Origin of the sequence: Kitasatospora sp. MAP12-44 (assembly GCF_029892095.1) — a bacterium.
Lineage (GTDB): Bacteria > Actinomycetota > Actinomycetes > Streptomycetales > Streptomycetaceae > Kitasatospora.
The window spans coordinates 3,877,396-3,903,878 of the sequence record NZ_JARZAE010000004.1; the positions used below are offsets into that span (position 1 = coordinate 3,877,396).

At 72.9% G+C, this 26,483-nt stretch carries 26 protein-coding genes; 17 read left to right on the forward strand and 9 right to left on the reverse strand.

What is annotated here, in order from left to right; all coding sequences use genetic code 11:
- From P3T34_RS18130 to P3T34_RS18190, 13 genes are all read left to right on the forward strand, one after another.
- Positions 1 to 846 carry an SAM-dependent methyltransferase gene (locus tag P3T34_RS18130; RefSeq protein WP_280667072.1) on the forward strand — a complete coding sequence of 282 codons (846 nt, stop codon included), beginning with the start codon at positions 1 to 3 and terminating at the stop codon, positions 844 to 846.
- Positions 847 to 856: 10 nt separating this feature from the next.
- Positions 857 to 2,128, forward strand: a complete 1,272-nt coding sequence (locus P3T34_RS18135; RefSeq protein WP_280667073.1) for a helix-turn-helix transcriptional regulator — start codon at positions 857 to 859, stop codon at positions 2,126 to 2,128.
- A gap of 119 nt (positions 2,129 to 2,247) precedes the next feature.
- The gene (locus tag P3T34_RS18140) at positions 2,248 to 2,754 is read left to right on the forward strand and encodes a hypothetical protein (RefSeq protein WP_280667074.1); all 507 of its coding nucleotides are present in this window, start codon (positions 2,248 to 2,250) and stop codon (positions 2,752 to 2,754) included.
- A complete protein-coding gene (locus tag P3T34_RS18145) occupies positions 2,751 to 3,653 on the forward strand; it encodes a hypothetical protein (protein WP_280667075.1) in 903 nt (300 codons plus the stop codon). Before P3T34_RS18140 ends, P3T34_RS18145 begins: the two co-directional genes overlap by 4 nt.
- Positions 3,654 to 3,756: 103 nt before the next feature.
- Entirely contained in the window at positions 3,757 to 5,010 is a 1,254-nt protein-coding gene (locus tag P3T34_RS18150) for a hypothetical protein (protein WP_280667076.1), read from the forward strand.
- Positions 5,007 to 5,867 (forward strand): Scr1 family TA system antitoxin-like transcriptional regulator, encoded by an 861-nt coding sequence (locus P3T34_RS18155; RefSeq protein WP_280667077.1) that lies wholly within the window; start codon positions 5,007 to 5,009, stop codon positions 5,865 to 5,867. Before P3T34_RS18150 ends, P3T34_RS18155 begins: the two co-directional genes overlap by 4 nt.
- Positions 5,868 to 6,006: 139 nt before the next feature.
- The gene (locus P3T34_RS18160) at positions 6,007 to 7,950 is read left to right on the forward strand and encodes a glycoside hydrolase family 15 protein (RefSeq protein WP_280667078.1); all 1,944 of its coding nucleotides are present in this window, start codon (positions 6,007 to 6,009) and stop codon (positions 7,948 to 7,950) included.
- Entirely contained in the window at positions 7,947 to 8,504 is a 558-nt protein-coding gene (locus tag P3T34_RS18165) for a hypothetical protein (RefSeq protein WP_280667079.1), read from the forward strand. Before P3T34_RS18160 ends, P3T34_RS18165 begins: the two co-directional genes overlap by 4 nt.
- Entirely contained in the window at positions 8,501 to 9,208 is a 708-nt protein-coding gene (locus tag P3T34_RS18170; RefSeq protein ID WP_280667080.1) for a response regulator transcription factor, read from the forward strand. The genes P3T34_RS18165 and P3T34_RS18170 overlap by 4 nt, the downstream gene beginning before the upstream one ends.
- A complete protein-coding gene (locus tag P3T34_RS18175) occupies positions 9,205 to 10,230 on the forward strand; it encodes an NUDIX domain-containing protein (protein ID WP_280667081.1) in 1,026 nt (341 codons plus the stop codon). The genes P3T34_RS18170 and P3T34_RS18175 overlap by 4 nt, the downstream gene beginning before the upstream one ends.
- 71 nt (positions 10,231 to 10,301) lie before the next feature.
- Complete coding sequence (locus tag P3T34_RS18180) at positions 10,302 to 10,511, forward strand: hypothetical protein (RefSeq protein WP_280667082.1); 210 nt, start codon at positions 10,302 to 10,304, stop codon at positions 10,509 to 10,511.
- Positions 10,508 to 12,529, forward strand: coding sequence for a helix-turn-helix transcriptional regulator (locus P3T34_RS18185; RefSeq protein ID WP_280667083.1), 2,022 nt, complete (start codon positions 10,508 to 10,510; stop codon positions 12,527 to 12,529). The genes P3T34_RS18180 and P3T34_RS18185 overlap by 4 nt, the downstream gene beginning before the upstream one ends.
- Positions 12,529 to 13,845, forward strand: coding sequence for a transcriptional regulator (locus tag P3T34_RS18190; protein WP_280667084.1), 1,317 nt, complete (start codon positions 12,529 to 12,531; stop codon positions 13,843 to 13,845). The genes P3T34_RS18185 and P3T34_RS18190 overlap by 1 nt, the downstream gene beginning before the upstream one ends.
- Here the strand turns inward: P3T34_RS18190 and P3T34_RS18195 are convergent.
- The 9 genes from P3T34_RS18195 to P3T34_RS18235 form a co-directional block, all read right to left on the reverse strand.
- Complete coding sequence (locus tag P3T34_RS18195; RefSeq protein ID WP_280667085.1) at positions 13,842 to 14,432, reverse strand: nitroreductase; 591 nt, start codon at positions 14,430 to 14,432, stop codon at positions 13,842 to 13,844. The genes P3T34_RS18190 and P3T34_RS18195 overlap by 4 nt on opposite strands.
- Positions 14,429 to 15,703 (reverse strand): cation:proton antiporter, encoded by a 1,275-nt coding sequence (locus P3T34_RS18200; protein ID WP_280667086.1) that lies wholly within the window; start codon positions 15,701 to 15,703, stop codon positions 14,429 to 14,431. Before P3T34_RS18200 ends, P3T34_RS18195 begins: the two co-directional genes overlap by 4 nt.
- A gap of 111 nt (positions 15,704 to 15,814) precedes the next feature.
- Positions 15,815 to 16,684: an arginine deiminase family protein gene (locus P3T34_RS18205; RefSeq protein ID WP_280667087.1), complete on the reverse strand. Its 870-nt coding sequence runs from the start codon at positions 16,682 to 16,684 to the stop codon at positions 15,815 to 15,817.
- 167 nt (positions 16,685 to 16,851) lie between these two features.
- Entirely contained in the window at positions 16,852 to 17,280 is a 429-nt protein-coding gene (locus P3T34_RS18210; RefSeq protein WP_280667088.1) for a GFA family protein, read from the reverse strand.
- On the reverse strand, positions 17,280 to 18,143 hold the full coding sequence (locus P3T34_RS18215; RefSeq protein WP_280667089.1) for a DUF3865 domain-containing protein: 864 nt from the start codon (positions 18,141 to 18,143) through the stop codon (positions 17,280 to 17,282). Before P3T34_RS18215 ends, P3T34_RS18210 begins: the two co-directional genes overlap by 1 nt.
- Positions 18,140 to 19,426: a cupin domain-containing protein gene (locus P3T34_RS18220; RefSeq protein WP_280667090.1), complete on the reverse strand. Its 1,287-nt coding sequence runs from the start codon at positions 19,424 to 19,426 to the stop codon at positions 18,140 to 18,142. Before P3T34_RS18220 ends, P3T34_RS18215 begins: the two co-directional genes overlap by 4 nt.
- Before the next feature lie 87 nt (positions 19,427 to 19,513).
- On the reverse strand, positions 19,514 to 20,647 hold the full coding sequence (locus tag P3T34_RS18225; RefSeq protein WP_280667091.1) for an inosamine-phosphate amidinotransferase 1: 1,134 nt from the start codon (positions 20,645 to 20,647) through the stop codon (positions 19,514 to 19,516).
- A 110-nt stretch (positions 20,648 to 20,757) separates the two neighbouring features.
- The gene (locus tag P3T34_RS18230; protein ID WP_280667092.1) at positions 20,758 to 21,864 is read right to left on the reverse strand and encodes a fatty acid desaturase; all 1,107 of its coding nucleotides are present in this window, start codon (positions 21,862 to 21,864) and stop codon (positions 20,758 to 20,760) included.
- Positions 21,865 to 21,967: 103 nt separating this feature from the next.
- Positions 21,968 to 22,189 (reverse strand): hypothetical protein, encoded by a 222-nt coding sequence (locus tag P3T34_RS18235; RefSeq protein ID WP_280667093.1) that lies wholly within the window; start codon positions 22,187 to 22,189, stop codon positions 21,968 to 21,970.
- A 480-nt stretch (positions 22,190 to 22,669) separates the two neighbouring features.
- On the opposite strand from P3T34_RS18235, the gene P3T34_RS18240 reads away from it, so the two are divergent.
- The 4 genes from P3T34_RS18240 to P3T34_RS18255 all read left to right on the forward strand — a co-directional run bounded on the left by P3T34_RS18240 (position 22,670) and on the right by P3T34_RS18255 (position 26,415).
- Complete coding sequence (locus P3T34_RS18240) at positions 22,670 to 23,560, forward strand: amino acid--tRNA ligase-related protein (protein WP_280667094.1); 891 nt, start codon at positions 22,670 to 22,672, stop codon at positions 23,558 to 23,560.
- Positions 23,561 to 23,590: 30 nt separating this feature from the next.
- Positions 23,591 to 24,433 carry a TauD/TfdA family dioxygenase gene (locus P3T34_RS18245; protein ID WP_280667095.1) on the forward strand — a complete coding sequence of 281 codons (843 nt, stop codon included), beginning with the start codon at positions 23,591 to 23,593 and terminating at the stop codon, positions 24,431 to 24,433.
- A gap of 84 nt (positions 24,434 to 24,517) precedes the next feature.
- Positions 24,518 to 25,645, forward strand: coding sequence for a DNA alkylation repair protein (locus P3T34_RS18250; RefSeq protein WP_280667096.1), 1,128 nt, complete (start codon positions 24,518 to 24,520; stop codon positions 25,643 to 25,645).
- 212 nt (positions 25,646 to 25,857) lie between these two features.
- Entirely contained in the window at positions 25,858 to 26,415 is a 558-nt protein-coding gene (locus P3T34_RS18255) for an NUDIX domain-containing protein (protein ID WP_280667097.1), read from the forward strand.
- Positions 26,416 to 26,483: the final 68 nt, after the last annotated feature.

The following is a 26,483-nucleotide window of genomic DNA, read 5'->3' on the forward strand; positions in this document are numbered from 1 at the left end:
ATGACCGCCACTTTGCTCCGCACGCCGTGGGAGACCGACATCCCCGGCCCGGACGAGTTCCACGGTGTCGAGCTGGACATGGAGAAGCCCCAGTCGGCCCGGGTGGAGGACTACCTGCTTCGCGGGCTCACCAACTTCGCTGCCGACCGGGAGGCGGCGGGCCTGATCATCGGCCTCGACGCCAAGGAACGCACGCAAGCGCGGCAGCGCAAGGGGTTCCGCGTAAGCGCCATGTCGTACCTGGCCGGGCTCGGCGTGAGCCAGTTCGTCGACGTCGGATGCGGGTTGCCGCTGCCGGAGTGGTGGCGTCGCCGTCACGCCCACGAGGTGCACCAGTTGGCAGGCCCCGGTTCCAGGGTGGTCCACATCGACCGCGACCCAATCGTGATGACGCATGCCCGTGCCCTGCTGGCAGGCTGCGGACCTGCCGCAATCGGGCACCTCGAGGCCGACTTCACCGAGCCGGAGTCCGTCCTGGAAGCCGAGCTCCCCCTGGATCTGGGGCAGCCCGTGGTGCTGGCTTTCTTCGACGTGCTGCACGAGGTCGAGCACGCGCGCCAAGTCGTCGCCGCTTACACGGACGCCGTGGCGCCGGGCAGCATGCTCGTGATCAGTCACCGCAGCCGCGACAACGCTCAGGGCCGGCAGACAGCGGCCGGCCACGAGGCGGCGGGCCTGGCGTATACCGCGCGCAGCCGGGAGGAGTTCACCGCGCTCTTCGACGGCTGGCACCTGCTCGGGCCGGGCATCGCCCCCGCGCCGGTTTGGAGCGCATCGCTCGCGCGGGGCTCCGCGAAGGCGGCCGCCCGGGCCTCCGTGTACGGCGCGATCGCGGTCAAGCGGTAAGGGCCGGGGCATGCGAACAGACCACCAGGGCGCCGCCAGCCATCGGGCCGCCTCCTTTCCGGAGCACCCCGTCTGGATACCGGCCCACATCATTCGCCTCTACTGCGGCAGGGATTTCGACGTTCTGCGGATCGACGCAGATGCGGCACAGAGGGTGCTGGACGTGATCGGCCCGGACTGCGGGCCGGTGATCACCTCCGCGTTCGGCTACTGGGACTTCTTGCTTCCCCTCGGCGAGTTCGTCCGTGAAAGCGTTCCGAGGGCTCCCGGGGTGCGGGCTATGCCGCCGGGAACGCAGATCGACGTGCCGCCCCTGACCGCAACGCCGGCCGGGGGCCTGTACTGGCAGGTGCCTCCTGGTGCCGGTTCGACGAATCTGCGCGCCTTGGCGGCCGCCCTCGTTCCCCCGCCTGCCGTCGGCACCCGGCTCGTCGGAGGGCGGCGCGCACCGCAACAGGCCCCGTTCGAGCGCCGCCCCCGGCCGACCTTCACCCGGCCGCGGCCCGAGGTCGTGCCACCGGGCGCCGTGTTGGTCGGCGTCGTGGTGCGCCATCTGCGGGAGCAGCGGCGGCTGAGTCCGGCGATGCTGGCCCGCGCGGCGGCGGTGCCGCTCACCGCGCTGAACGGTGTCGAGTCCGGTGCCCGGCTTGCGACCGCGCCGCTGGTCACCGCGCTCCTGACTGCTCTCGGCCTCGACGTGCACGACCGCCTCGGGTCCGCTTCCGCGCTCGTCCACCTCACCGGCACCGCCACCCAGCCTCTGTTCGCACGGCAGGTCGCCGACGAGCGGACGGGCTGGCAGGAACGCCTGGCCGCTGTCGAAGCCGCAGCCGAGCGGACCCGGCACCTGGTCACCGCCCTGCCGTTGCTCCCGGCCCCGGCGGCAACGGCCACGGCTGGCCGGCCCGCGCGGGACTCCCACCGGCTGCTGATCGACGAGGGCGCGCTGCGCCGCCACGTGCCGCCGGGCGCGGCCGACCGCACCCGTGCGGTGCTCGCCCGGGCGGCTGAGCGGGGAGTGGTGCGGGTGGTTCCGCTGGCCGCTGGTGTCCTGGTGACGCCGACGGCCGAGCTTCACCTGCCGGGCGGCTTTCCGGTGCTGGTCGCCGTGAGGGCGGGTGAGGGTGTGGTGTACCGCACCGGTCCCGAAGCGGAGCAGTCGATCGCCGTGCTGAACGCGGCCGAGGCCGCCGCACTCAGCACGACCGACAGCGCCGCGCTGCTCCTTCCACCCCGCATGTGCGCGGGCACTGCCGTCCCGGCTGCCGGAGCCCGGCCGTGACGCCCCGAACCGGAAGCGCGAGCCTCGTGCGCCAGGCCGGCCCGACCGCGTGCCCGGTTCAGCTGAGCGGTCCAGCTCGAACAGCCGGACACCCTGACCGACCATCACCGGAGTACACCATGCAGTCCTGGTCCGCCCCCCGCACCGCCATCCCCGCGGCTGCCGACCCCGACGTGGTCCAGCGCGCGGCCAACGGCGCCGACATGCCCGTCGCCCTGCTGCTGTCGGCCACCACCGCCCGAACCGGTGTCGGCCTCACCGCCCGCGCCGGCACCACCCCGTACACCACCTGCTCCTACTGGGGCGGCTCCTTCACCGAGGTGCACGCACTGGCCGACACCGACGACGCGCAGACCCGCATCGCCGAGCAGCTGGAGCGGCTGCTGCCCGGCGGCCGCCCCCAGAGCGACCACGTGTTCGTCAGCCAGCAGCTTCAGGAAGCCGCCCAGGTCATGGCGGACGGGTACCGGCGGGTGTTCGCCGTTCGCGTCAGCGGATGGCTGGTGTTCGCCGTCGTTCCCGACCGGCCCGGCGTCGGCACCGCCCCGCACCTGCGCCTGGTCTACCCGTCCACCAGCTGCCCGGCTGGTTTGGCCCTGGCCGGCGCCAGCGGTGCGGCCCGGTGATCCGCCCCTTCGCGGTCACCGTGACCCCCGACGGCACACTGCTGGTCCTCGACCCGGCCACCAGCGCGGCCCACCGCCCGTGCCAACCGCTGACCTTGGGGCGAGCCCTGATGGGCCATCAGCAGGTGGCGGGCTGGGCGGAGGTGCCGAGCCCGCCGCGGCTGACCGTGCGCACCGACGCGGTTCGCCTGACCGGTCCGGTCCTGGAGGGCCTGGCGGCGTCCGGTGCCGCGGCGGTCGACCTGTGCGGGCCATGCCGCGAGCTGGACGACGACCTCGTCGTGTCCGCACGGCACCTGCGGCTCGAGCACCCGTTCCTGGTGGCGGTCACAACCGACCGCCCGTATCTGGAGCGGGTCGCGGAGAGCCTGGCCGGGTTCGTGGACGCGGTGCGGGTGCGCCTGCTCGCCCCGACCGAGCACGAGCACGACCAGAAGGCCCGCCAGGGTCAGGCCAGTTACCGGCAGACGCTCCGGGGGGTGCGGGCGGCCGTCGACGCCGGGGTACCCGTCGAGCTGGTGATGCCGATGCCGCCGGCCGTAGGCTCCGGCAGCTTGTCCGGCACGCGGCGGATCGAGGCCGCTGCCACCCGGGCACTCCAGCTGCGCGCGACCGGCCTGACCCTGCTGCCCGCACCACTGCGCAAGCATCCGTCCCCGACCACTGGTGCCCGAAGTCTTCAGCGAGCGGGCCGACTTGGCGGCCGGCAGACGGTGGAGCGCCTGCTGGAGCGGGCCGACATCCCCGGTCAGGTCCGCGTGCGGGTCGGCTCCGGGCGCACCGCGGTCCCGCTGCGCGACCTGCTCGATCACGCGGGCGGCGCCGGACCGGCTCGGACCGAAGCGGCCTTCGCCGTGCCCGGCATCGGTGCCGGTCCGCCGGACCGGGTGGCGCTGTAGGCGACACCCGAGACCACCGCGGGCCGGTGCCCGCCGCCGCCCGTCCGGCTACACCACCCCCTTGTCCTACCACTGTGCTGTCCCCTGACCTGGAGTCCGACCTGTGCCACCTGCTCTGACCTCACCCGCTACGACGCTCACCGGCTCACCGGCCGAGCTGGCACAGCTGCTGGCCTGCCTTCCCGTGACCGAGGCTGACACCGCGCTCGCCGCATGGGCCTTCGGCGCCACCGCCAGCGACTGCGAGCGCTGGTACGCCGAACTCGCTGAACTCGGTCTGGTCGAGCAGGTCCGGACGGCCGACGCCGGAAGCCGCTACCGCCGTACCCACGCGCTGGAGCAGGCCACCGGCTCCCCGCAGGAGACCGGGATCTGGGAGGACCGGGTCCAGGCCGGCGTGGGGTGGCTGGCTGTGGCCGCGTTCGCCGCCGCCGAGGCCGCCGACGTCCACGCTCCCGGACGGGCATCGAGCCTTCGCCCCGGCTACGCCGAACCGGACCTCGCCTTCACCGGCGCCACCGAGGCCCGCCGGTGGCTGGACGCCAACGCCGCCCAACTGCCCGCCGCACTGGAGGCGGCCGCCGCCGCAGGCCGGCACCGCGACGCCTGGCGGATCGGCGCGGCGCTGTGCGCGCACGCCGACCACCACGGCGACATCCCGCTGTGGCTGGAGGCCAGCGAGCAGGGCCTGGCTGCGGCCCAGGCCGCAGCCAGGGAAATTCCCGTGCGGCTGCTGCTCCTGCACCGCACGGCGGTCCTGCGCGCCGACGGCCGGTTCAACCTGTCCCTGGATACCGCCGAGAAAGCGATCAAGAGGGCCAGCGGAGCGCTTCGGGGCCGCGGACTCTACGAGGTCGGCGCGACACTACTGGCCGCCGGCCGCCCGAGCGAGGCGCTGGAGGAGCTGCGTTCCGCCTGGACGCTGCTGCAGGACGCCGGGGACCGCGGCGGCGCAGCGCTGACGATGCTGCTGCGCGGCGCGGCGGCCGCGCAAGTGGGCGAGGGGGACCTCGGGGAGGTGTCCGTCGTCCAGGCCCGCGAACAGCTGGCCGCCCTCGGCCACGCCCGGCACGCCGCCTGGGCGCTCGCGCACCAGGGCCGCCTCCTCGTCCTGACGGGCCGCCAGCAGGCCGGTGACCGCTGCCTCGCTGCGGCTGCCGCCGAGCTCGCCCAGCTCGGCGCCGCCCGTTGGCATGCCCAGGTCTCTTCCTGGCGCGGCGAAGCCGCCCACGCCTCAAGTGACCGGTCGGCGGTAACCAGGCACCCCCACGTAACGCCCGCCCTGACCTCCCGCCGACGGGCAGCCGGGCCGGGCGCCCGCCCCGAGCCAACCGGAGTTCCAGGAGCCGCCGCGTGAGCATCCGACCCATCGGGCTGATGGTGATCGGCGCATGGCTGCGCCACCTGCGCGCGAGTCGCGACCTGACCCGGCCGCGGGCCGCCGCGGCCGCCAGAGTCGACCGGGGCCGGCTCACGCTGATCGAGGCCGGCGCGGCTGCGCCCACGGCCCAGGAGCTGAACCGGCTGGCCGACGCCTTGGGCGCCATCCACGACCCGGCCGCGAGCCGGTACCTGCTGGAGGAGGCCACCACCGCGCCACCGCCACGCGAGTTCGAGGACGGACCCGCCTTCCACGACCGCTTCCCCGGCTGGGCGCAGCGCGCCGTGGCGGTGGAGCGCCAGGCAGTGCGGCTGCGGCTGCACTGCGGCACGGTTCTGCCGCCGCTGTTGTGGACGCCGGCGTATGCGGCGGGTGTGCTGCACGCGCACACCAAGGAGGACTGGGCGATGCTGGCACGCCGCGCCGAGCGGGTGGCGGATCTGCCGCCGCTGGTCGCGCTCGTGAGCGAGTCGATCGTGCTGCAGGAGGTGGGGGCAGCCGACCGGCGCGCCTGGCTCGAGCATCTGCGGGCGGTGGCTGGCCTGCCGCAGGTCGAGCTGCGGATCGCGCCGCTCCACGAGGGAGGCACGCTCGGCCTGCCGACGGAAACCGAGGTGACGCTGCGGTCCAGCAGAGGCCCGCTGGTGCTGTGGATGGTCGAGGAGGGCCTGCGCAGCGTCACCTACTACAACGCGGGCGAGGGCAACGAGCGGGGCGAGCGGCTGGAGCGGATGCTCGCCACCGCAGCCTCGGCGCAGTGGAGCCGCGAACTGCTGGGACTCGCCGCCACCCCCTGGCCGCTCGGCGCGATGCCCTCCCCGCCTGGGAGTTGACCGGCCGCACAGCGCCCTTCCCCACCCTGCTGGGCCGCAGCCGATCCGCACCGGGCACCGCCGCCCGGAGCCGACGCCTCCCGCCCCGCTGCCGCAACCCCTGTATCCCCACCCGCCACTGAACCAAGGAACAGACGACATGAGCGCCTCTCCCACCGCACTGACCCCCGCCCTCCGCCCGGCCTCCGCAGTCGCCGGCCCCCTGCTGGAGGACCTGGCCGTGCTCGGCGACATGGGCACCGCCGCCCTCATCGACCGCACCGGCACGGTCGGGTGGATGTGCGGGCCCGACTTCGACAGCGATGCCCACTTCGCCCGGCTGCTCGGTTGCGAGGCCAACGGGCACTGGACGCTCGCCGCCACCGCGGCCGACAGGCGGGCGGCGGACCGCACCGAGTGGTCCGGGGAGGGCCTGGTACTCCGTCAGGAGTGGGACACCAAGAGCGGAACCGTGCGGGTCACCACGTTCATGCCGCCGCGCGGTGCCGCGAGTGCGGGGCACAGCAGGCTGCACCGCATCGTGGAGGGCGTCACCGGCACGGTGGCCGTCACCTCGCGCTTCGCACCCGCGTTCGGCTACGGCCGGGACAGCGGCCGCGCCCGCCTGCTCGACCGGCCCGGCGGCCGGCAGGCGTTGATGGTCACCAGCGGTCCGGTCACCCTCGTCCTGGACGGCCCCCGGGTCCACCGGCGCGACCACGGCCTCGGCTGGGTGGCGCAGTTCGAGGTAAGCGCCGGACACCAGGTCGCGGTCACGCTGACGGTCCAGGACACCCACCGCCCCGCGCCGCCGGCACCCAACCCGGCCGTCGACCTCACCGCGACCGAGACCATGTGGGCGGCCTGGGTCAGCGCGTGCACCTACCAGGGGCCCTATCGCGAGGCCGTCGCCCGCTCGGCCACCGTCCTCAAGGCGCTAACACACGCGGCCACCGGCGGCATCGTCGCCGCGCCGACCACCTCGCTGCCCGAGGACCTGGGCGGCGTACGCAACTGGGACTACCGGTACACCTGGCTGCGGGACGCGGCGATCACCTTGCGCCCGCTGATCGACCTCGGTCACCTCCAGGAGGTGCGCGCCTGGCGCCGGTGGCTGCTGCACGCCGTCGGCGGCGACCTGGCCCAACTGCAGATCATGTACGGGATCGACGGGCGCCGGGACCTGCCCGAGCGGGAACTGCCGTGGCTGGACGGGTACGCGCAGTCGAGGCCGGTGCGCGTCGGCAACGGCGCCGCCGGGCAGTTCCAGCTCGACGTGTACGGCTGGGTCGTCGACGTCCTGGTGCACGCCGAGGAGGCCGGGCTGGAGCCCGATCCCGAGGCGGACGCCCTGCTGGTCGCCCTGGTGGGCGAGGTCGGGCGCCGCTGGCAGGAGCCGGACGAAGGCATCTGGGAAGTCCGCGGCCCGCGTCGGCACTTCGTCCACTCCAAGATGACGGCCTGGTGGGCCGTCAACCGCGCGATCACCTGGGCAGTCCAGGCCGAACGGGCCGGCCGGGTCGTAGCTGCACCGGGGGTAGTCGAGGAGTGGCGCCTCCTGCGCGAGGCGATCCACGCAGAGGTCTGTGCAAAGGGCTACGACCCGCAGCGCAACACCTTCACCCAGTACTACGGCAGCACGGAGCTGGACGCCTCACTTCTGCTCATCACCGAGATGGGCTTCCTGCCGCCGGACGACAAGCGGCTGATCGGCACCATCGAGGCGATCCAGCACGACCTGCTCGACGAGCACGGCTTCGTGGAGCGCTACCGCACCAGCGTGGACGGCACCGTCGATGGCCTGCCCGGCGGTGAGGGGGCATTCCTTGGCTGCTCGTTCCATCTCGTCCGTGCACTGTTCCTGATCGGCCGCCGGGAGGAGGCTCACGAGCTGTTCGAGCGGCTGCTGAACCTGCGCAGCCCGCTCGGGTTGCTCGCCGAGGAGTGGGACGCCCGCGCGGGCCGCCAGGTCGGCAACTTCCCCCAGGCGTTCAGCCACGCTCCGCTGATCGACGCCGCGTTGCTGTGGAACGAGGCCGGTGCGCCGGTGACGACCGTACCTGGGCAGCGGACCGAACAGTCCCCGGCGGTGACGTCGCGGTGAGCACTCTGACGACACCTCTCGCGGCCGGACAGCCGGTGCTGGCCATGCCGGCGGCCCCGTGCCTGGCCGACCACGATCGGCGGCTTGTCCGGTACGTGCTCACCACGGGGCCCCGGGCCGACCGCCGCGCGCAGGCCGGTCTGCGGGTGCACGACGTCGGCGGCGCCGGCCAGGTGGTGTGCGATCTGCTCGGCGCCGCGCACCTGCCGCAGGCCGCAGCGATCGTGGCCGCCCACCGGCTGGTCACTCCGTCCGAGATCGGCCTGTCTCCCTCTCCCGTCGCCGCCGCTCACCTGCAGCCGCGCGTGCGCAGGGCACTGGAACTGCTGACCTCTGGACTGACGGCCAGTCAGATCGCGGTCAGGCTGGGGGTGGGAGACGACACCGCGCGCGGCTACCTCACCGACGCCGTCCAGGAGCTGGGGGCTGGCCGCAGGCCGCAGGCCGTCTTCCTGGCGGTCACCTACGACGTGCTCGCGCTGTCCGCGATCTCGCCGCGGTTCCCCGCCGTCGTACTGTCCGAGGCACTTCGCCTCTGGGGGGCAGGCCGGTGATCGGGCAGACGGCGCAGGCCCCGCCGTTGCCGCCCCGCCGCTCGGGGGCCAGGCGGAAGATCGCGGTCGTCTTCCAGCAGCAGCTCATCGGGGCGAGTCTGGCCGCCACGCTGAAGCTGCGCGGCCACGCCGTCACCACCGCGGCCCTGGCGGACGCCGCCACGGTACCCGCCGGCACCGACCTGGTCCTGGTGGCCGTGGAGAACGCCATATCCGGCGCGGTGAGGGCGCTGCGGAGAGCGGCGGCTGCCGCGCCGCGCGCCCGCTGCCTGGTCGTCGGCCCCGACGACGCGCAGACCGCGGTCGCCGTGCTGCAGGCCGGAGCCCACGGCTACGTGATCAAGGGTGCCGGCATGGACGCCCTGGAACGCGCCATCGGACTGGTCCTGACCGGACAGATCGCCATCGACCCCGACCTGCTGCAACGCGCCCTCGCACCGGCCGTCCCCACATCGGACCAGACCGAGCGGCTGCGCCTGCTCCAGGCACTCACCCCGCGCGAGCGCGAAGCCCTCACGTACCTGTGCGAGGGGCTGAGCAGCCACCAGATCAGCCAGCGGCTGGGCATTGAGACCTCCACCGCCCGCACGCACGTCCAGAGAGTCCTGACGAAGCTCGGCGCCAGCACCCGCCTGGAGGCCACCACGGTGGCCGCCCGCTACCACCTGACCGAACCCTCCGATCTGGGAGTGTCAAGCGCATGACCGCCACCGCCCCATCCGCACTCGTCCCCCCGCTGGCCGCGGCCACGCACATCCGGGCCGCACTGCTGCTGACCGACGGCCAGGGCCGAGTGCTGATCAGCACCGGCACCGACCCACGCGGTGACGCCGATAGCCTGCCCGGCGGCCCCTTGGCGAGCGGGGAAAGCCCAGCCGCCGGCGCCGCCCGCGCAGCCCAGGCCGCGACCGGCCTTGCTGGCCTGAGCGCCACCAGCCTGCTCGCGGTGGACTGGCTGCCGTCTGGCAGTGCGGCGGGCCAGCCCTGCACGGTGCACGTTTACGACCACTCGCCGCTCACCGCATCCCAGGCCAGCGCGCTGACGGCCGACGCGGGCCACCGAGGTGGCCTGCGCCTTGTCGCTCCCGGCGAGCTCGAGAAGGAAGTCCCGGGCCAGGCACACCGCATCCTGGCGGCACTCCACGCCCGCGCAGAGGGGCGCACCAGCGACCTTGAGGACGGCCGCGTCCGCACGCCCGGCGTCCTCGACCTGCACCGGGTTCTCGCCGGAGCCGTACCACGGCAGCCCGAGCCGTGGACCCCAGCCCGGAAGCCCTTCGACGGCGAAGTGAGCGAGGCCCGCGGGTGGCTGATCGCCCCCGACGGCCGCGCCCTCGTGCACTACGACCCGACCGCCGGCCGCGCCCGCCTCCCCGGCGGACTCCTGCTCCCCGATGACCGGGACGACCATGAGGCCACCCTCACCCGCAGCTGCGCGGCCACCGTGCTGGCCCATATCGGCCACCCCAAACTCCTGGGCTACCGCGGTAACCAGGCCCGGTTCGTCGCGACCCTGCGCGGGCTCGGCCCGCTGCCGTCCGGCCCCTGCCTGCCGACCGTGGTGCGCCTGTTCGTAACCCAGGAGCAGGCTCTGGAACTGACCGGTGGGGAGACGGACAACGACGAGCTCGAGGCAGCCAGGGACGCTGCGAGGGAACTCGGCTTCCCCGACCCCGGCCGCCAGCCGAGCACCGAGGCACCTGTCGATGGGAATCCGGACCTATGACGGACCCGGTGCTCGCGCCAGCACACCACCGTGGGCCGGTTCCTCTGTGGTGGCCGCAGTCGTCGAGTTCGGTGCTCTTACCGGATCCCGCGGAGATCACCGCCGCCCTCGCCCAGCACCCGCTGCTCGGCCCGGCCGGGCCGGTCGCCGAGCGGCTGACACCCTCCACCGAGGGCATCCGGGTCCTCCCCAGCGGAAGGCGGCCCGCTGTGGTCGAGTTCGGTGGGGTCATCCACCTCCCCTCCCCGCAGCTGGCCAGACCCGACGGGGCAGACTCATGAGCATCGAGGCGCTCTCCGCGGTCCCATCAGGTGACGCGCTGTCCGGCACGCCGCGCGGAGCCACCGCTTGCGGCTCCGGCACGGCGCGCCGTGCGGACGGGCTTCGGCAGGACGCCAGCGCGTTGAGTCTGGTGGTCCTCCTGGCCGGCCCCGCCACCCTCAAGAACATCGCTCGCCGACGCGAGCCCGGAACGGTCGAGCCGGCCGCCCTCTACACGCAGCACGGGGTCCGGCGGGCGGGCCTGGTCGCGCTCTACACATTGGCCGGGCACATCCGGCACTCCCACATCGGCGTCGATCAACCGCTGCGGTCCGCGGACGACCTCTCGGACAGGGAGCGGCAGCTGCTCCGGCTGCTGGCACGTGACCTGACGATCGAACAGATCGCCGGGGCGCTCAGAATGGGCCGAGAGGTCGTCTCCGCCCGGATCCGTTCGCTGCTGCGGGCTCTGGGGGTCGAGTGCCGCCACCAGGCTGTCGCTCTGGCGTGCCTTGCCGACGTGGTGGCGCGCACGGACGTCCTCCCGGACTCCGCCCCCGGCCGGGGCGCAGCTGTCCTTCCCGCGTGGCTGCCGGAGTCCGAGGTGGACCGGCTGGTCCGGGCCCTGGACCGGAGCCCGGCGTGCGCGGTCGTCCCGCATGCGGGCCAGCACCAGCTGGCCGAAGCCGTCGCCCGCCGCTACGCGCCCGGCGGTCGGATCCTGATCGTCACCGGCGACGACACCGGCTTCGCCGCAGCGCTCACCCGGTGGCGGGCTTTCAACTGGACCGGACAACCGGTGGCCGGACTGCTCGCCGTCAGCGATCGCAGCCGCCCCTCGCTGCGGGCTCTCGGGCTGCGTGCTCCGCTGCCGGTCGCCGCGGACCGCATCCTCGACCACGTCGGCAAGCCCGGCGCGCTCGTCGCCGTGGCCACCAGCCACGGGCTGAAGGCGCTGGCCGAGGCGCACCGTCGCTGGCCCGGCCGTATCCCCCCGTGGAACCTGGTGATCACCTACAACGCCCAGCTCCTCGACCCCGAGACCACCAGTCCAAGCCTGCTGCCCACCCGGGCCCGGCTGTACGTCACGGCCATCGAGGAGAGCACCACCTGCGACCGCACCGCCCACGACCGAGTGAACGAGACGATCACCGGGCCGGTCATCCTCAGATCCGCAATGGCGGCGCTCGCCGCCTGCGGCGCCGCCCGCCCCTACCGGATGCTGGCCGCCGCCCCGCCCGGCGGCAGGGCTGGCGACCGGCTGCGGCTGCAGATGCTGCTCATCGACCTTGCCGCGCACTTCAAGCTGACCCGCATCCAGCTGCACTGCTCCACCAGCCGAGACGCCTCCGCCCTGGTCAGCGACTTCGACGAGGCCGTCGCGCTGATGGAGAGCTGGATGCGCCCGCGCACCTTCCAGGCCGGGCACCTGAGCGCCAGCGACTCCTCCTCCGACCGGACCGCCATCCTTCACCGCTTCCGAAGCGGCCCGGAGGCTCTGCGGATCCTCGCGACCACCGAGCCTCTGCCCGACGCCGCACCGGACGCCCTCGTCCACCTCGCCCACCAACTGCCCACCCACCGCACCGCCCAGGTGATCGGACACGCCCTCACCGCCCACCCCGGCACGGCACAGCCGGTACTGCTCGTTGCCCCCGTTCTCCCCTGGCCCGACCGGCAGATCCAGGACGCCGCGCACTGTCTGGCCTCGCTGACCCGCGCCGTCGCCGCCCTCGACGGCGACCAACGCGGCCACCTCGCCCAACTGCGCCGCCACGGCCACACCGTCGACCATCCCGCGTGGCTGGCCACCACCGCCCGCACACTCGACCCGGCCGACAGCGGGCGGCTCACGGACGTGGCCGCCTGGGCGGACGCCACCTGGAGCCAGGAGTGCGCCGCCTTAGCGAGTGCCTGCGAACTGGAGCGGATAGGGCCGAGCGGCCTGACGCTCACCCAGATCGAGCGGACCCTGACCGGGCTCGGCCAGCCACTTCCGGGCCGCGGTGCCGGCCGCGCGGGGGTGGGGGTGATGTGATGACAGCTTCCCAGCCGGTGCCCGAGCGAGGCCGCAACGAGATGCTGTGCGCCTATCTCGACCAACTGGGCTGGTCAGCCAGCGGCTTCGCCCGGCGGGTACGGGAGCGCTGCGCGGCTTCCGGCCTGCCGCACACGGTCAGCCCGAGCACGGTCACGCGGTGGTGCAAGAACGCGATCCCGGGCCCGGAGCTGGCGGGGCCGGCCTGCCAGGTGCTCTCCGCCGAGCTGCGGCGGCATGTCACGCCGGAGAGTCTCGGATGGCCGGCCGACAACGAGGACCTCGCCACCGAGGCCCTCGTGTACGGGGATCTCCAGCATGCTGTGCGGGTGCTGTCGAGGCTGTGGCAGCTCGATTCCATGCCAGGGCGCCGGGCGGTGCGCAGGATGCCGTTCGCAGCATCCGGGCCGGCCTCGCACGAGGCGCTCGTCATGCTGCCCGACGCGGATATTACGGGGCGAGGTCAACAGCACGTCGCGGCAGCGGACATCGAGCTGCTGGAGGAACAGACCGAGCTGTACGGGCGGCTGGACGCCCGGCACGGCGGGGGCCGGTTCCGCAGCGTGTTCGCAGCGTTCCTCGACATGCACGCCACACCATTGCTCCACGGGGCGTTCTCCGAGCGCCTGGGACGACGATTGTACGGAAGCGTCGCGGACGCGGTGCTCGCACTCGCCAGCATGGCGTACGACGACCTGCTCCCAGGACTCGCGCAGCGCTACGACCTGCAGGCGATGCGACTGGCCCAGGCCATCGGCGACCGCGGCCGCGTCGCGCGCGGGCACATCCACCATGCCCGACTCGCCGCAGCCCGCGGCGAACGCCGGGACGTGCTGACCCACGCCCGCAGCGCGGTGGTCGCCTCCAGCGGCGCGCCCGGCCTGGTGAGGGCCTACGCGGCCATCACGGAGGCGCGGGCGTGGGCGCTCAACGGCGCCCCGGACCAGACCCTCGCCGCGGTGAAGCAGGCCCAGGACGCCTTCAACCAGCGAGGCTCCGGGGCCGACCCGCGCTGGCTCCTGTGGCTGGACATGCCAGAGCTGGCAGGCCAAGCAGCCTGGGCGCTCGCGATGGCCGGCCTGGCAGAGGCGGGGACCCAAGCGTTGAGCACGGCCCTGGACATGCCCGAGGAGCGCACCCGCGACAGCGTGGAGCTGCTGATCACCGCCGCCGAACTCGCGCGACTTCGGGGGGACCACGCGGAGCGAGCGGCGCTGACGAAGAGAGCCATGGAGGCATCCCGGCCTCTCAAGAGCGGCAGACTAGCGGACCGGCTCGCCCGCCTTATCTCCGGCGAGCCACTCGACGACTTCTAGCGGCTCGCCGACGTCGATGCGCCGCTGCTGAGCCAGCTGATCTTGCGGGACGCGTCGAAGGGCTCGCGCGGGCGAGCATGATGCCCGCCCACCCAGGTGCCGGCATACAGCCAGCCCAGCAGTCGCTCGCCGTCACCGATACCCAGGTACTTGAGGACCTGCGGCGATTCGACGGCCGCTCCGGTGCGCCAGAACGCGCCCCAGCCCCGGCTGTGGAGTAGGAGCGCCAGGGTGGAGACCATCGCCGCGGTGGCGGCCAGCTGCTCCCACTCGGGCACCTTCGGGTGGCCCGGCACCGGGCACAGCACAACCGAGACGAGCAGCGGGGCGCGCTGGGGCTTCGCGGCGGCCCGGTGGGCCTGCTCCGGTGTCCCGGCCGCTTCAGCGAGCACCTCGCCGAGCCTGGCGCGCTCGTCCCCGGCGACCACGATCAGCCGCCACGGCCGAAGCCGCCCATGGTCCGGTGCGGTGGCCGCGGCCCGCACGAGCTCCTCCAGTTCCTCGCGGCCGGGCGCGGGTTCGGTCAACCGGGCAGCGCTGCGCCGGGTGAGGACCGCTTCCAGCACCGGGTCCGGGCGCCGACTCATCGGGCCGTCCCCTTCACGCCGCTGCCAGCCGGCGCGCGGACCGGACCTGGTGGGGCCATTCTCGGGTCGCGGCCGGTCAGACGGCCCAGTAGCGGGGCGGTGGCCACGGTGGTGACCACAGCCATGAGCACCAGGAGGCTGAACAGCTGCTCGGTGATGACCCCGATCTGGCGGCCGATGCCGAGAACGACGAGCTCGGTCAGGCCACGGCAGTTCATCAGCGTGCCGACGGCCGCCGCCCACCGCCAGTCGGAGCCGGTGAGCCGCGCCGCGCCCGCCGCGCCGCCCCACTTCCCGGCGACGGCGACCGCCAGGATCGCCGCCCCCCAGCCCCACTGCCCGACCGGGAGGTTGGAGAGGTCGGTGTGCAGGCCGGTGTCCACGAAGTACAGCGGGAGCAGGACGGGCAGGAACACCGCGCGGATGCGGGCGGCGCTGCGCTCGACGGCCGGCAGGCCCCGAGGGGTGACGGCGCCGAACAGGAACGCGCCGAACGCCGGGTGGATGCCGATCCGGTCGGTGGCGTACGCGGTCAGGCACAGCCCGGCGAACAGCACCACCAGCACCAGGTCGTCGGAGGTGCGCCCGGCACGTTCCAGCAGCGCCCGCAGCGCGGGGCGCAGGAGGGTGAGCGCGGCGGCGAGGGCGGCGCCCAGGGCGAAGGTGGCCACGGCGGAGGTCAGCGTGCCAGCGGTGGCCAGCGCGACGACCGCCGTCAACAAACACCAGGCGAGAGCGTCGTCGACGGCTGCGCAGGCCATGACGAACGTGCCAAGCCGGGTGGTCTCCAGGCCCCGGTCGGCGAGGACGCGCGCGAGGACGGGGAAAGCGGTGATGCTCAGCGCGACGGCGACGAACAGGGTGAACGGCAGTCGCGCGACGCCGGGCGGCGCCAGGTGCGGGTACATTGCCGCGGCGAGGGCGGCGCCCAGGGCCAGGGGAAGCAGCAGGCTGCCGAGGCTGACGGCGATGACGGCGCGTCTGGCGGTGCGCAGGGAGCGCAGGTCGAGTTCGCTGCCGATCAGGAACAGGAAGGCGAGGAGGGCGAGGTTGCCCAGTGCCGACGTTACGGGGAGGGCCGCGGGCGGGAGTAGGTGGTGCTGGAGGCCGGGGGCGATCCAGCCTAGGGCGGAGGGGCCGAGGAGTATGCCTGCGAGGATCTCGCCGATGACGGGCGGCTGGCCGATCAGCCGGACGGCGCGGCCGCCGGCCTGGCAGGCCAGCACCACGGCAGGAACGGCGAGAAGCAGGGGCAGCAGAGTATCGGACACGGGCGCTCCGGGGTATGGGGGCGGGCTGCCTCGCGGGTTGGTGCGGCCGCCGGGCGGGGGGACGGAGGCGGTGTTGGCGCGGCGCAGCCGCTGGCCGGCACCGGGAGTGAGTCAGCTCCGGTTGAGCGGCAGGGTGGTGCAGCGCAGCGACCCGGGGATCCGGGTGACCTCGGAGTAGTCGACGGTGAGGACCTCGATCCCGCGCGCCGCCAGCTGGGCGGCGATGCGGTCGCTGCCGGCCGCGACGACGACCGTGCCGGGCGCGATCGCCAGGACGTTGACCTGCACGGCCAGCGCCTCGTCGTCGGTGACGTCGATCAGGTCGAAGCGCGCCTGGAACCAGCGGATCTGGTCCGGCGGGAAGACGCCGCGGTGCATGAGGGCGGTGCCGGGCGCGACGATGGTGAAGTGGTCGTCGAGGTGGACGATTCCCGCGGTCGCGAAGTGGACGGGCACGACTTCGCGGTCGATGCCGTGCCGTTCGAGGGCCGCCTGCAGGCCGGCGGCGCCGTCGGCGGAGGTCTCCTCGCTCAGACCGACCAGCACGCACCGGTCGTGGAGCATGACGTCGCCGCCCTCGATCGTGCCGTCGTGCAGATGGGCGACGTTCGGCACGCCGGTCGCCGGGTCGGCGAGAGCGTCGGCCTCGGGCAGGCGGTGCTTGGAGTTCAGGCGGGCGCGGAAGAGGACGTGGTCGACGGCGAAGCCGACGTCGCGGGGGTAGTGCTGGGTGGAGCAGCCCGGGGCCAGGGGAAGCAGGACCACCTCGGTGCCGCGCTCGCGCAGCAGGGTGATCAGGGTGTCCTGCTGCGCGCGGACTGCCGCGGCCTCGTAGGTGGCCCAGGTGCTGGTTGCCATCTGCCGCTCGAGGACGGGGTTGACGTCGGGTCCGGCGAGGGGGCGGGTGAAGTCGGCGGCATGGCGCATGGCGACGCGCCGCAGCATGCCGTACTCGGTGGCAGCGTGGGCAGGGGTGGGCACGGGGCCTCCATCAGTGCTGTGTCGGGGGGCGGGCCGCGGTGTCCCCGGGGGTGGGGGTGCGGCGGTCGTCGTGCACGGGCGGAGGCGGTTCCGGCACGGCCCCTTTGGGCACGGCCCCGGGGGCGGGCGCTGTCGGGTGCGCCCGCCCCCGGGGTGGCCCGCCGGCGTCAGCCGACGGTGGCGTGCTGTGTGTCCGGGGCCTGCGCGAGCCAGGGGGGCGCGTCCGCGAGGCGGTTCAGGTTGACGGGGACGAGGCTGGGGTCGTCCTCGTGGTCGTCCAGCGCGGTGGTGTTGATGCCGATGACGTTGTCGTCGCCGTAGTCCTGGGCGGCGATGTGGCTGCCGCAGACGGGGCAGAACCCCCGCCGGGTCTTTTCGGGGTGGGTGTCGTACCAGGTCAGCTCGCCGTCGCCGGTCCAGGACAGCCCCGCCAGGGGGAAGCCGACCCACCACTGGAGGGGCCCGCCGGCCCGCTTCTGGCAGTGGCTGCACGGGCAGATGTGCGGATCGTCAGGTGCGCCGGTGACGGTGAACCTGATCTTCTTGCACAGGCAGCCGCCGGAGCGAACCTCGGTGGCGGGGACGGTTTCGGACATCAGTTCATATTCCTTGCACGGTAGGCCAGTTGGGTCCACCAGTGTGCCATCGCGTTGAAGATCTGCAGGTAGCCCTCGGTGATCTGCGGCAGGTCGAGGTTGTGAAGGTCACTCTCGCGGATGAACCGGGCGAGGCCCTCGATGTGAGCGGCTTCGACGCTGAGCCCGCCCTGGGCGGCCTCGTGCCCCTCGTCGAGGTGCAGCTCGTAGTAGTAGTGCAGCGCCGGGAGGTCGGCGCCGGTGGCCTCGTTCGTCAGCTCGCCGTAGCGGTTGGTGATGTCCCGCAGGATCTCGGTCTCCACGACCGCCACGCCCTCGGTGGCGTAGTAGCCGCCGGCGATCACCCCGGGCATATGGGAGTTGACCATCACGTCGTGCAGCACGATGAGCGTGGTGGTCTCGGTCGCCGGGACGTGGCCGTTGACGAGCAGGCCGAGGTCGCTGAGCAGCGCGTTCGTGTACAGGATGTAGTGGGCGGCCACCTTGCCGGGCTCGCCGCCCTCCTCCAGGAAGTTACGGCGCAGCTCATGGGCCAGCGCCGGGCAGGCGCCGTCCACGGTGTTGGCGGCGGTGCGCAGGAACTGGGCGTTGTAGCGGGCGAAGACGGCCAGCTCCGCGATGTACATCCGCGCCTGGGCCAAGGTGAGGTTGGCCGGGTCGACGAGCTGGTGGATCTGCCGGTAGACCCAGTCGATCATCGGGGTGAGGTGCTTGTCGACGAGGGTGTCGCCGGAGGTCTGCTTGCCGAGCAGGGTGGCGTTGATGAAGCTTCGGGTCTCCGGGACCGCGTTGAAGTACTCCTCCACCAGGGAGGTGCTGGGGAGCTTGTCGAGGTCGAGGGTTGAAGTGGTCTCGGTCGTCATGCGGCGCTCTCCTTGTCGGCGGGGCGGGCGGTCAGGGCCAGGCCGCCGGTGGCGCCGAGCGCCCGGACGGCGGCCAGGACGTTCTCGTCGGTGGGCAGGGTGAGGGGCCTGGCATTGAGGGCCGCGACGAGGCCGGCGGTCAGGACGGCCGGGTCGGCCTCCACCTCGCAGCCCCGCAGGAACGCCTGCCGGCCGGTGACGAGCAGCCGGTAGGGCGCGATGACGGACACCTTGGCACCGGGGGTGACATGCTCGGGGTCGAACGCGGCGGCCGCGTCGATGCGGGCGAGGTCCTCCTCCGACAGCTCCCAGCCGCCGTTGCTCAAAATGGTGTTCCACCGCTGGCGGACGTGCTGCTCAGCAGCGGCGGCGGCCTGCGTGGCTGCGTTGGTGAGCGTCCGGGTGGTGAGGTCTCCCAGGCGCTCGGCCAGCTGCGCGCCGCCGCCGGTGAGCGCTGCCATCGCGGAGGGCCGGCCGAGCTCGGTGTCGGGCCCGCTCTCCAGAAGGGAGGCGAACAGGTCGGGCAGGACGAAGTCGCGGACGACGGCCGCATACGGGAGGGTGTAGAGCGGCACGGCCACGGAGACGGAAAACTGATCCTGCCGGCCGACGTGGAACACACGCTCGGGCAGGAACAGGGCGTCGCCCGGCTCGAGGACGAAGTGCTCGCCGTGCTCCAGGAGCCACTCGTAGTCGCCGTACAGCGGGTCGCTGCCGCCGGTCAGCTTCTGGTACTCCTCGGCCGGCCAGCAGTAGAAGTCCTTGACGCCGGGACCGTAGTGGGTGAGGAACGCGTTCTCGTAGCCCTCGTGGACCCCGAACGCGGTGCCGGAGTAGTTGCCGACGAAGGCGACCTGCTCGGCTCCGCCCGCCGGAACGCCCCACCCTTCCATGAGCGCGCCCAGGAACTCGCCCAGGCCCGCGGCCAGTACCGGGCTGACGGTCTCCAGGTGGTTGAGGACCAGGCTGAACCGCTCGGCGCCGGCCAGGCTCTGCATCCACTCGACGAAGCCTCCCTGCAGCCAGGCCGGTGCGCCCAGCACAGTGGCCAGCAGGTCCTCGCGCAGCTCCTCTCCGACGTAGACCCGGGCGTCCGCCGTGATCGCGGTGCCGGCGGCGTGCGCGCGGCGGATCTGCGCGAAGGCGTCCAGGACGGCCTCGGCGTTGGCCGCGGAGGCGGGCACGATGCCCTTGAACAGGTACGGCGCCGTCATGTTCTTCGTTGCGGCGGGGAGTTCGTCGGTCCAGAATCCGGGGCCGGGGGGCCAGGTTCCGCTGCTCACTGGGTGTCTCCTCACATCGGGGGCCGCGTGGTGCGGCCCCGGGCTGGGCGGGGGTGGATCAGTGGGGTGTGCCGGCTGCTGGCCGAGTCAGCTCAGGTAGTCCTCGCAGCCGCCGTCGCGGACGGTGTCGAGGGTGAAGCAGTGGAAGCCGCCGCCGAACAACCTGCGGTGCCGGTGCCGGACCGGCACCACGGTGAAGCCGCGCTGCTCCAGGAGTTCGACCAGCTCGGGGTAGAGCGAGTTGACGACCACGGTGTCCGGGCCGATCGACAGGACGTTGATGTCGATGTACCGCGAGGCGGTCGGGACGACGTACCCGAAGTCGCTGTAGTCCGGCTCGGGCACGGCGGTGCGCGGTGGGTAGATCGCCTCCCATGCCTGCATCGCCTTGGGCAGATAGCGCAGGTATTCCGGGGAGCGCAGCAGCATCAGGCCCGGGCGCAGCGGGACGACGATGCTGTCGGTGTGGTTGTCCGCCATCGCGTCGAGGCGGTGGAAGCGCAGCCGCGGGAAGTTGTCGCACAGCCAGCGGAAGGCGAGTGCGTGGTTGTGGTTGGCGACGTTGACGAGCACGTCGCGGCCCAGGCGGGTGCACTGCGCCCCGTCGAACACCATCTCCAGGCCCAGGCCGTCGATGGCCTGGGCGCTGTCGCCGTCCATGGCGCGGGAGACGTCGATGCCCAGTTTGTCGAAGTAGGCGGTGTCGAGGGAGCCGGCGGCGAGCGCGGGCCGGGGCATGCTCAGCCAGTTCGCGCCCTTGGCGTAGTAGTCGTTGAAGATCGCCTTGAGGTGGTCGTTCTCGAAGACTCGGCTGCGGATGTGCGGCGCGGTCTCCACGATGGTCGTGCCGAGGATGACCGCGTTGTCGCGCACGTTCAGCGGCGGGGTCGCGCGGGCGGTCCACGAGGGGGAGGCGATGTCGACGTCCTTGCCCGGCGCCGCGGGCCGCAGGACACGGACCCCGCCGGCGGTCAGCGCGTCGGCCAGGCCCGCGATGTCCTCGTTGAGCTCGTCGACCAGCTGCTGCGGGATCGGCAGCAGGCCCCGGCCGGTGCCGCCCGCGATGGTCGGGGCGACGTTCTCGAAGTAGAAGAGGCTCCAGGACGGATCGACGTCGTGCGCCGTGTAGTGCTCGGCGCGGCCGACGACGACCTCGCGCAGCGGCGACCACTCGTCGAAGCTGCTCACGCCGCCGGTGGCGGTGGTCTTGGTCTGGGTCATGGAATGCCGCCTCCTCGGCGGCGGGGCCGGTGCCCCGGTGGGCGGCGCCCGGGCAGGTCGTGCCGCCCGGGCGGCGCGGTGCCGGCCAGTGGATGGGACGGGAAGGTCGCTCAGGCGGCGGCGCGGCTGGTGTCCGTCACCGCGGCCCGGTCCGCCGTGGTGAGGCGCGCGATGATGTCCTCGATCACGCACGGCACCTCGGGGGTGGAGCGGCGGCGGAAGAAGTACCCCGAACTCCAGGGCACCTCCTGCCACCGGTCCAGGTGTCGGGCCGCGATGCCGGCGGCTTCCGGGAGCCGCCGCCAGGGGATCTGCGGGCACCAGTGGTGGATCGGGTGGTGCATGTCGTCGAGGTGGCCGCCCAGCAGGTGCCGGGTGAGCCAGTGCGAGGACCAGCCACGGGTCTGCAGGAGAACGTCCGAGTGCTCGATCAGGCCGGCGTGGTTGCCGAGATCGGTGATCCAGGTGACGACCGGCCGGACGAACACGAGCGGCACGAACCAGTACAACCCGAGCGCGCCGTCGGCGTCGAAGGGCCAGCACACCGCAGCCACGGTCGCCCACAGTGCGGCCCGGGCGGCCGGTGCCCGCCAGCTCTCCTGAGGTGCCTTGGTGAGCAGGACCCGCAGCGCCGCCTTCGGCAGCCGCCACACGGCGCCCCGCACGATCACCCGAAGAACGAAGGAGCGCCTGCTCGGTGCCGGCCCGGCCGCGCGGATGTCGCCCGCCCGGTAGGACTGGAACATCGGGTCCTCGTCCGACCCCAAGCGCGCGTGGTGCACCGCGTGGGTGACCCGGTAGGGCCGCAGGCCCTCCCCGAGCATCCCGGTCAGCAGGTGCCCGACCAGCCGGTTGCCCCGGCGGGTGGCCAGCAGCTTCGAGTGCACGCACTCGTGTGCCAGGTTCGACAAGTGCCGCTGCCGGACCCCGATATAGAGGACGGCCAGCGCCGGACCCAGGACATGCCCGATCAGACTGCCGAGCACCGCCGCGACCACGATCGCGGCGACGTCCTGGCAGACGTCGAACAGCCCGACCGTCGGGCGGCCGCACAGCTGCTCCAGCTCCCCGATCAGCTCCGGCCCCAGAGCCCTCCGAACGGGCCCGGACGCGCCGGTCCCGTTACGCGACCGGCCCTGAACTACTGCGCGCCGACGCGCTGAACGCAGGGCGGGGCTGCCCATCAGATCCTCCGAGCCGACTCTCAAAGCGGACATCACGAAAAGGTGGTGAGCACTGCTCCCCGCTCCGGCGCGCCGGGTACCCGCTCAACGAGCGGCGGACACCCGGACGCACCGAAGCGAAGACGAGCGGTCAGGATCAGGCGGCGGCGAGCACGCCCGGCCGCATGCCGAGCTTCGCGGCACCCGGGCGCATGCCGAGCTTCACGCCGCCCGGCCGCATGCCGAACTTGGCGACGACGGCCCCGGGCCGCATGCCGAGCTTCGCGGCGCCCGGCCGCATGCCGAGCTTCGCGGCGCCCGGCCGCATGCCGAGCTTCGCGGCGCCGGGCCGCATGCCGTACTTCAGAGAGGTAGCCACAGCGGTACTCCCTTCAGCCGCGGGGATCCCGCGGCGTCCGTAGGTGATGAAGGTGATTGCGAGCCGGCAAATGTCAACGGTTCGCAGAAGCCGGCCAGGCGCCGCGTACGCCATGAAGACAGCCGCAGCCGAAGCTACGAGCCGCCCCCGGTGAGGCATCCACGTGACCGTCGCGCCGGGTGGCTGTGCCATCACGCTAGGGCGCCGCCGAACGTCCGGCAATGCCTTCTGACGTTGCGTCAAGTGCGTCGGGCCGTTGCGCCGCCGTTGCGCCCATATGCCCAGTGACCTGCGCAGACGCCGATGCAACTCTCCGATTCGGGCCACCACGACACGCCGCACGGCGGATCTGGGCGCCGGCGGCCTTCTACTGGCCAGCGCCGACGGCTAACTTGAGGCCCGCCGACGGGCCCGGGGCCGCCGGCACCCGCGCGCTTCCGACCAACCTTGGTTTCGCAGAAGAGAGTTGAGGAAGACTCCATGCCCGCACTGAGCGACCCGATCGGCCAGAAGTCACACGTCCTGTTCAGCCTGCGCGACACGCTGCGCGACGAAGGCTTCATCGAGCTGGTCACCCCCGTCGCGCGCCGCGCCGACCTCGGAGCTGGGCGCCGCGTAACGGCCGACCTGGACGGCGGCCGCTTCCTGCGCGCGATGATCGGACCGGCTCTGCGCGTGACCCTCAGCCCGGACCGCAAGAAGGTGTTCGAGATCGGGCCCTGCTTCCGGCCGGAGAAGCCGGACGACCTCCACGCGAGCGAGTTCACGATGCTCGACCTGTACGCGGCCGACCAGAGCTTCGAGGGCCTGATCGAACTGGCCTGGCGCCTGGTGGGCCCGCACCTGCCCTACACGCCGGTGCGGGTGTCCGTGGCGGACCACATCCGCGACGCCTTCGGCGTCGACCTGCACCACGAGCCGATCGGGGACCTGCCGCAGCGGATGGCCGCCCGTCTGGGCGCCGGACCGGACGTGCCGTTCCAGGACGTCCTCGGGCAGTACATCGAACGGGAGTTGGAGACGAGTAGCACCGGCGCCGCGGTGTTCTTGACCGAGTACCCGCTCGGCGGGGACGAGCCGTGCGCGCGTCTGGCCCCCGGCACCGCCGCCGTCCTGGAGCGGTTCGAGCTCATCGTCGACGGCATCGAGGTCGTCCACGGCTACGCGGACGAGCGCGACCAGGTCGCGTTCGCCGAGCGTGCCAAGGCGGTGGGCCTCTACGACGACGAGCAGCGATTGGCGTGGGAGGCGATCGACGCGGGCCTGGTGCCGGCCGCAACCAGCGGACTGGGCATCGGCATCGAGCGGCTGTGCGCGGCCGCAGCTGGCATCCGCGGCATCCGCCCGTTCCTGCAGTCCCCCCGGTTCTGAGCCCCGGCCGATTCACGAGGAGGACGCACGATGGATCTCCCAATCAGCCCGCTGGCCGCCAGCTTCGGCGCCACGGTGGACCTCGACCTGGCCCGAAGCCGCGAGCCTTCACTGGCGGCAGCCCTGACCGGTGCTCTTCACCGCCACCGGCTGCTGGTCTTCCCCGGCCAGCACCTCAACCACGCCGACCTCCTCGCCGCGAGCGCCCACTTCGGACCGGTCGACGCCGACACCGACCGCCGCTACGCCGTCGGCGGCTTCACCGGGATCACGGTGGTGTCGAACATCGCCGAGGACGGGGTGCGCGTCGGTATCTACGACGGCGACAACGAGGAGGAGTGGCATGCCGACAACTCCTTCAAGCCGGAGCTGAACCGGGCGACGCTCCTGTACTCGGTCATCACACCCGAGCGCGGAGGCGAGACGCGGTTCGCCGACGCCACCCGTGCCTACGCCGACCTGCCCGCGGATCTGAGGGCGCGCATCGAGCGGCTGCGGGCCGTCCACTCGATCCAGCAACTCGGGGCCCGCCAGGCCCAGGCCGCCGGCGGCCATTCCTCCGCCCAGGCCGGCACGCTCACCGACCGGGCCGAGGTCGAGCACCCGCTCGCGCCTGCCCATCCGGTCACCGGCGCCCGCTCGCTCCTGGTCGGCTCCATGGTCGTCAGGCACGTCGTCGGCCTGGCCGAGGAGGAGAGCAGCCGACTGCTGGCCGAGCTGCTGGCGCACGCCACCAGCTCGCCCTACGTCCACACCCACCGCTGGTCGACGGGCGACCTGGTCGTCTGGGACAACCACGCCCTCCTGCACACCGCGTCCCCGTGCGACAGCGCCCGCCACCAGCGGCTGCTGCTGCGCACCGCCGTCCGCTAGCCGACACGCCGCCCCGGTACCCCTGACGGGGGAATCCCCGCACAAACGGCCGGATCGGCGGCCGAGAGTCATTAAGGTGTCGCCATGACCGCGCAAGTACCGCTCAAGGAACGGGCGTTGAACGACGAACGGATCGCCCGGATCGGCCGGGAGGTGCAGGCCGTCCTGCCCGCGTTCGACGCGGACGCCTTCACCGCCGACGTGATGTCCGACCTTCCGCGACTAGAGTTGAAGGCGCGGATCGCCCGCACCGCGCGCGGCCTGCACGAGCACCTGCCGGTCACCGGCCCCGCCGCGCTGGACGCGCTGGTGCACTCCCTGCCGTCCTCCCCGCAGGCCGCCGGCGTCACGAACGACTTCGGCTTTCACATCTACTCACCGCACTCCTCGTACGTCGCCCGGTACCACCGCACCACCGAGGACCTGGACCAGGCGCTCGAGGCGCTTCGCGCCTTCACCCGGTACTTCTCCTCCGAGGACGCCGCCAGGTACTTCCTGAACGACTTCCCCGAGCAGACGATGGCCGCCGTCGAGAAGTGGACCGTTGACGACGACTACCGGGTGCGCCGCCTGGCCAGCGAGTCCACCCGCCCCATGCTCCCCGGGTCACCGCGCATCACCCTTCCCGTCGGCACGGCCCTGCCCATCCTCGACCGGCTGTACGGCGACACCAGCCACTTCGTCACCACGTCGGTCGCCAACCACCTGCGCGACATCTCCCGCAGCGAACCGGATCTCGCCCTGGCCACCCTGACCAGGTGGAAGACCGAAGGGGCGGCCACCGACAAGGAGTTCGCCTTCATCGCGCGCGAGGCGCTGAAGGCCAAGCTCAAGGAGGGCTGGCCGGCCGGGTACGGATTCCTCGGCTACGCCGCTGACGCCCCCGTCGCCGTGAGCTCCGTCCGGCTCGAACACACGGAGCTCCGCGACGGCGACGCCCTCAGCTTCACGGCCGATCTCACCGCCACCACCACCGTCGAAGTGAACGTCATGTACGTCATCTCCAGCACCACCAGCACGGGCAAGCCCAGGCAGAAGGTGTACGCACTGAAGAAGGGCACCGCGACGCCCGACCAGCCCATGACCCTGGCCAAGACCCACCGGCTCCGCTCGACCGCCACCACCGCGCTCACCCCAGGGGCCTACCAGCTCGCGATCCAGGTCAACGGGCACCGGTTCGACCACGCGGAGTTCCGGGTCGTCGAGCGGTGAGCGCGTAGGCGGCAGTCCGCCGTCCACGCCCTAGCGGCGAGCGACACCCTCCAGCGCCTGCACCGGGCAGTGCCACCAGGAGGCGGACTCACGCCTGAAGCGCTGATCAAGCGTCAAGCCTGTTCCCGGGAGGGAGCGTCAGCGCCTTCTGCGATGGTGACCCACAGCGCTCGCACGAGTGCCGATCGTTACAACGAGAGGGAGTTGTGTTCGTGGAACCAGGTCTTGAGATCGCCGAGTCCCCCGCACCGAGCAGCCTGCGGTCCGACGCCGACAGCAAGGCGGAACGCATGGACGCCGGGCGCCACTCCAACATCATCGGCGTGCACCTCGTCCTCTGCGACGACACGAGCATCCTCCTGGGCCGCCGTCTCAACACGACGTTCGCTCAGGGCCAATACCATCTTCCCGCCGGACACTTGGAAGCGAAGCCGGGGGAATCGGTGACCGCTTGCGCCGTGCGCGAGGCGGCTGAGGAACTCGGCATCACCATCGACCCCACCGACCTGGAACTGGCACACGTCCTGCACCTGCACGACCTGGTCGACGGCCGCGATCGGCTGGGGGTCTTCTTCACCGTCCGCACCTGGGCCGGTCAGATCCGCGCGGCCGAGCCGCACAAGTGCGCGGGCTGGGAGTGGCATCCCATCGACCGGCTCCCCGACCCGCTGGTCGACTACACCCGGGCCGCGCTGGTCGCGATCCGTGCCGGCGTGCCGTACAGCGAGATGGGTTGGCCCGTCCCCGACGGCGGCGAGCGCGTGTCCTGATCGACCCCAGCGGGCAGCGTTTCAGCCCGGACCTCTGGAGGTGCGAGTTCGCCGCGCGGCGGGGCGTG

Bases quoted from the DNA above. Each gene is read 5' to 3' on its own strand.
- P3T34_RS18175 (WP_280667081.1), top strand. From the start codon at position 9,205: ATGACCGCCACCGCCCCATCCGCACTCGTCCCCCCGCTGGCCGCGGCC.
- P3T34_RS18195 (WP_280667085.1), bottom strand. From the start codon at position 14,432: ATGAGTCGGCGCCCGGACCCGGTGCTGGAAGCGGTCCTCACCCGGCGC.
- P3T34_RS18215 (WP_280667089.1), bottom strand. From the start codon at position 18,143: ATGACGACCGAGACCACTTCAACCCTCGACCTCGACAAGCTCCCCAGC.
- P3T34_RS18160 (WP_280667078.1), top strand. From the start codon at position 6,007: ATGAGCGCCTCTCCCACCGCACTGACCCCCGCCCTCCGCCCGGCCTCC.
- P3T34_RS18230 (WP_280667092.1), bottom strand. From the start codon at position 21,864: ATGTCCGCTTTGAGAGTCGGCTCGGAGGATCTGATGGGCAGCCCCGCC.
- P3T34_RS18210 (WP_280667088.1), bottom strand. From the start codon at position 17,280: ATGTCCGAAACCGTCCCCGCCACCGAGGTTCGCTCCGGCGGCTGCCTG.
- P3T34_RS18250 (WP_280667096.1), top strand. From the start codon at position 24,518: ATGACCGCGCAAGTACCGCTCAAGGAACGGGCGTTGAACGACGAACGG.
- P3T34_RS18240 (WP_280667094.1), top strand. From the start codon at position 22,670: ATGCCCGCACTGAGCGACCCGATCGGCCAGAAGTCACACGTCCTGTTC.
- P3T34_RS18225 (WP_280667091.1), bottom strand. From the start codon at position 20,647: ATGACCCAGACCAAGACCACCGCCACCGGCGGCGTGAGCAGCTTCGAC.
- P3T34_RS18130 (WP_280667072.1), top strand. From the start codon at position 1: ATGACCGCCACTTTGCTCCGCACGCCGTGGGAGACCGACATCCCCGGC.
- P3T34_RS18245 (WP_280667095.1), top strand. From the start codon at position 23,591: ATGGATCTCCCAATCAGCCCGCTGGCCGCCAGCTTCGGCGCCACGGTG.
- P3T34_RS18140 (WP_280667074.1), top strand. From the start codon at position 2,248: ATGCAGTCCTGGTCCGCCCCCCGCACCGCCATCCCCGCGGCTGCCGAC.
- P3T34_RS18190 (WP_280667084.1), top strand. From the start codon at position 12,529: ATGACAGCTTCCCAGCCGGTGCCCGAGCGAGGCCGCAACGAGATGCTG.
- P3T34_RS18185 (WP_280667083.1), top strand. From the start codon at position 10,508: ATGAGCATCGAGGCGCTCTCCGCGGTCCCATCAGGTGACGCGCTGTCC.
- P3T34_RS18135 (WP_280667073.1), top strand. From the start codon at position 857: ATGCGAACAGACCACCAGGGCGCCGCCAGCCATCGGGCCGCCTCCTTT.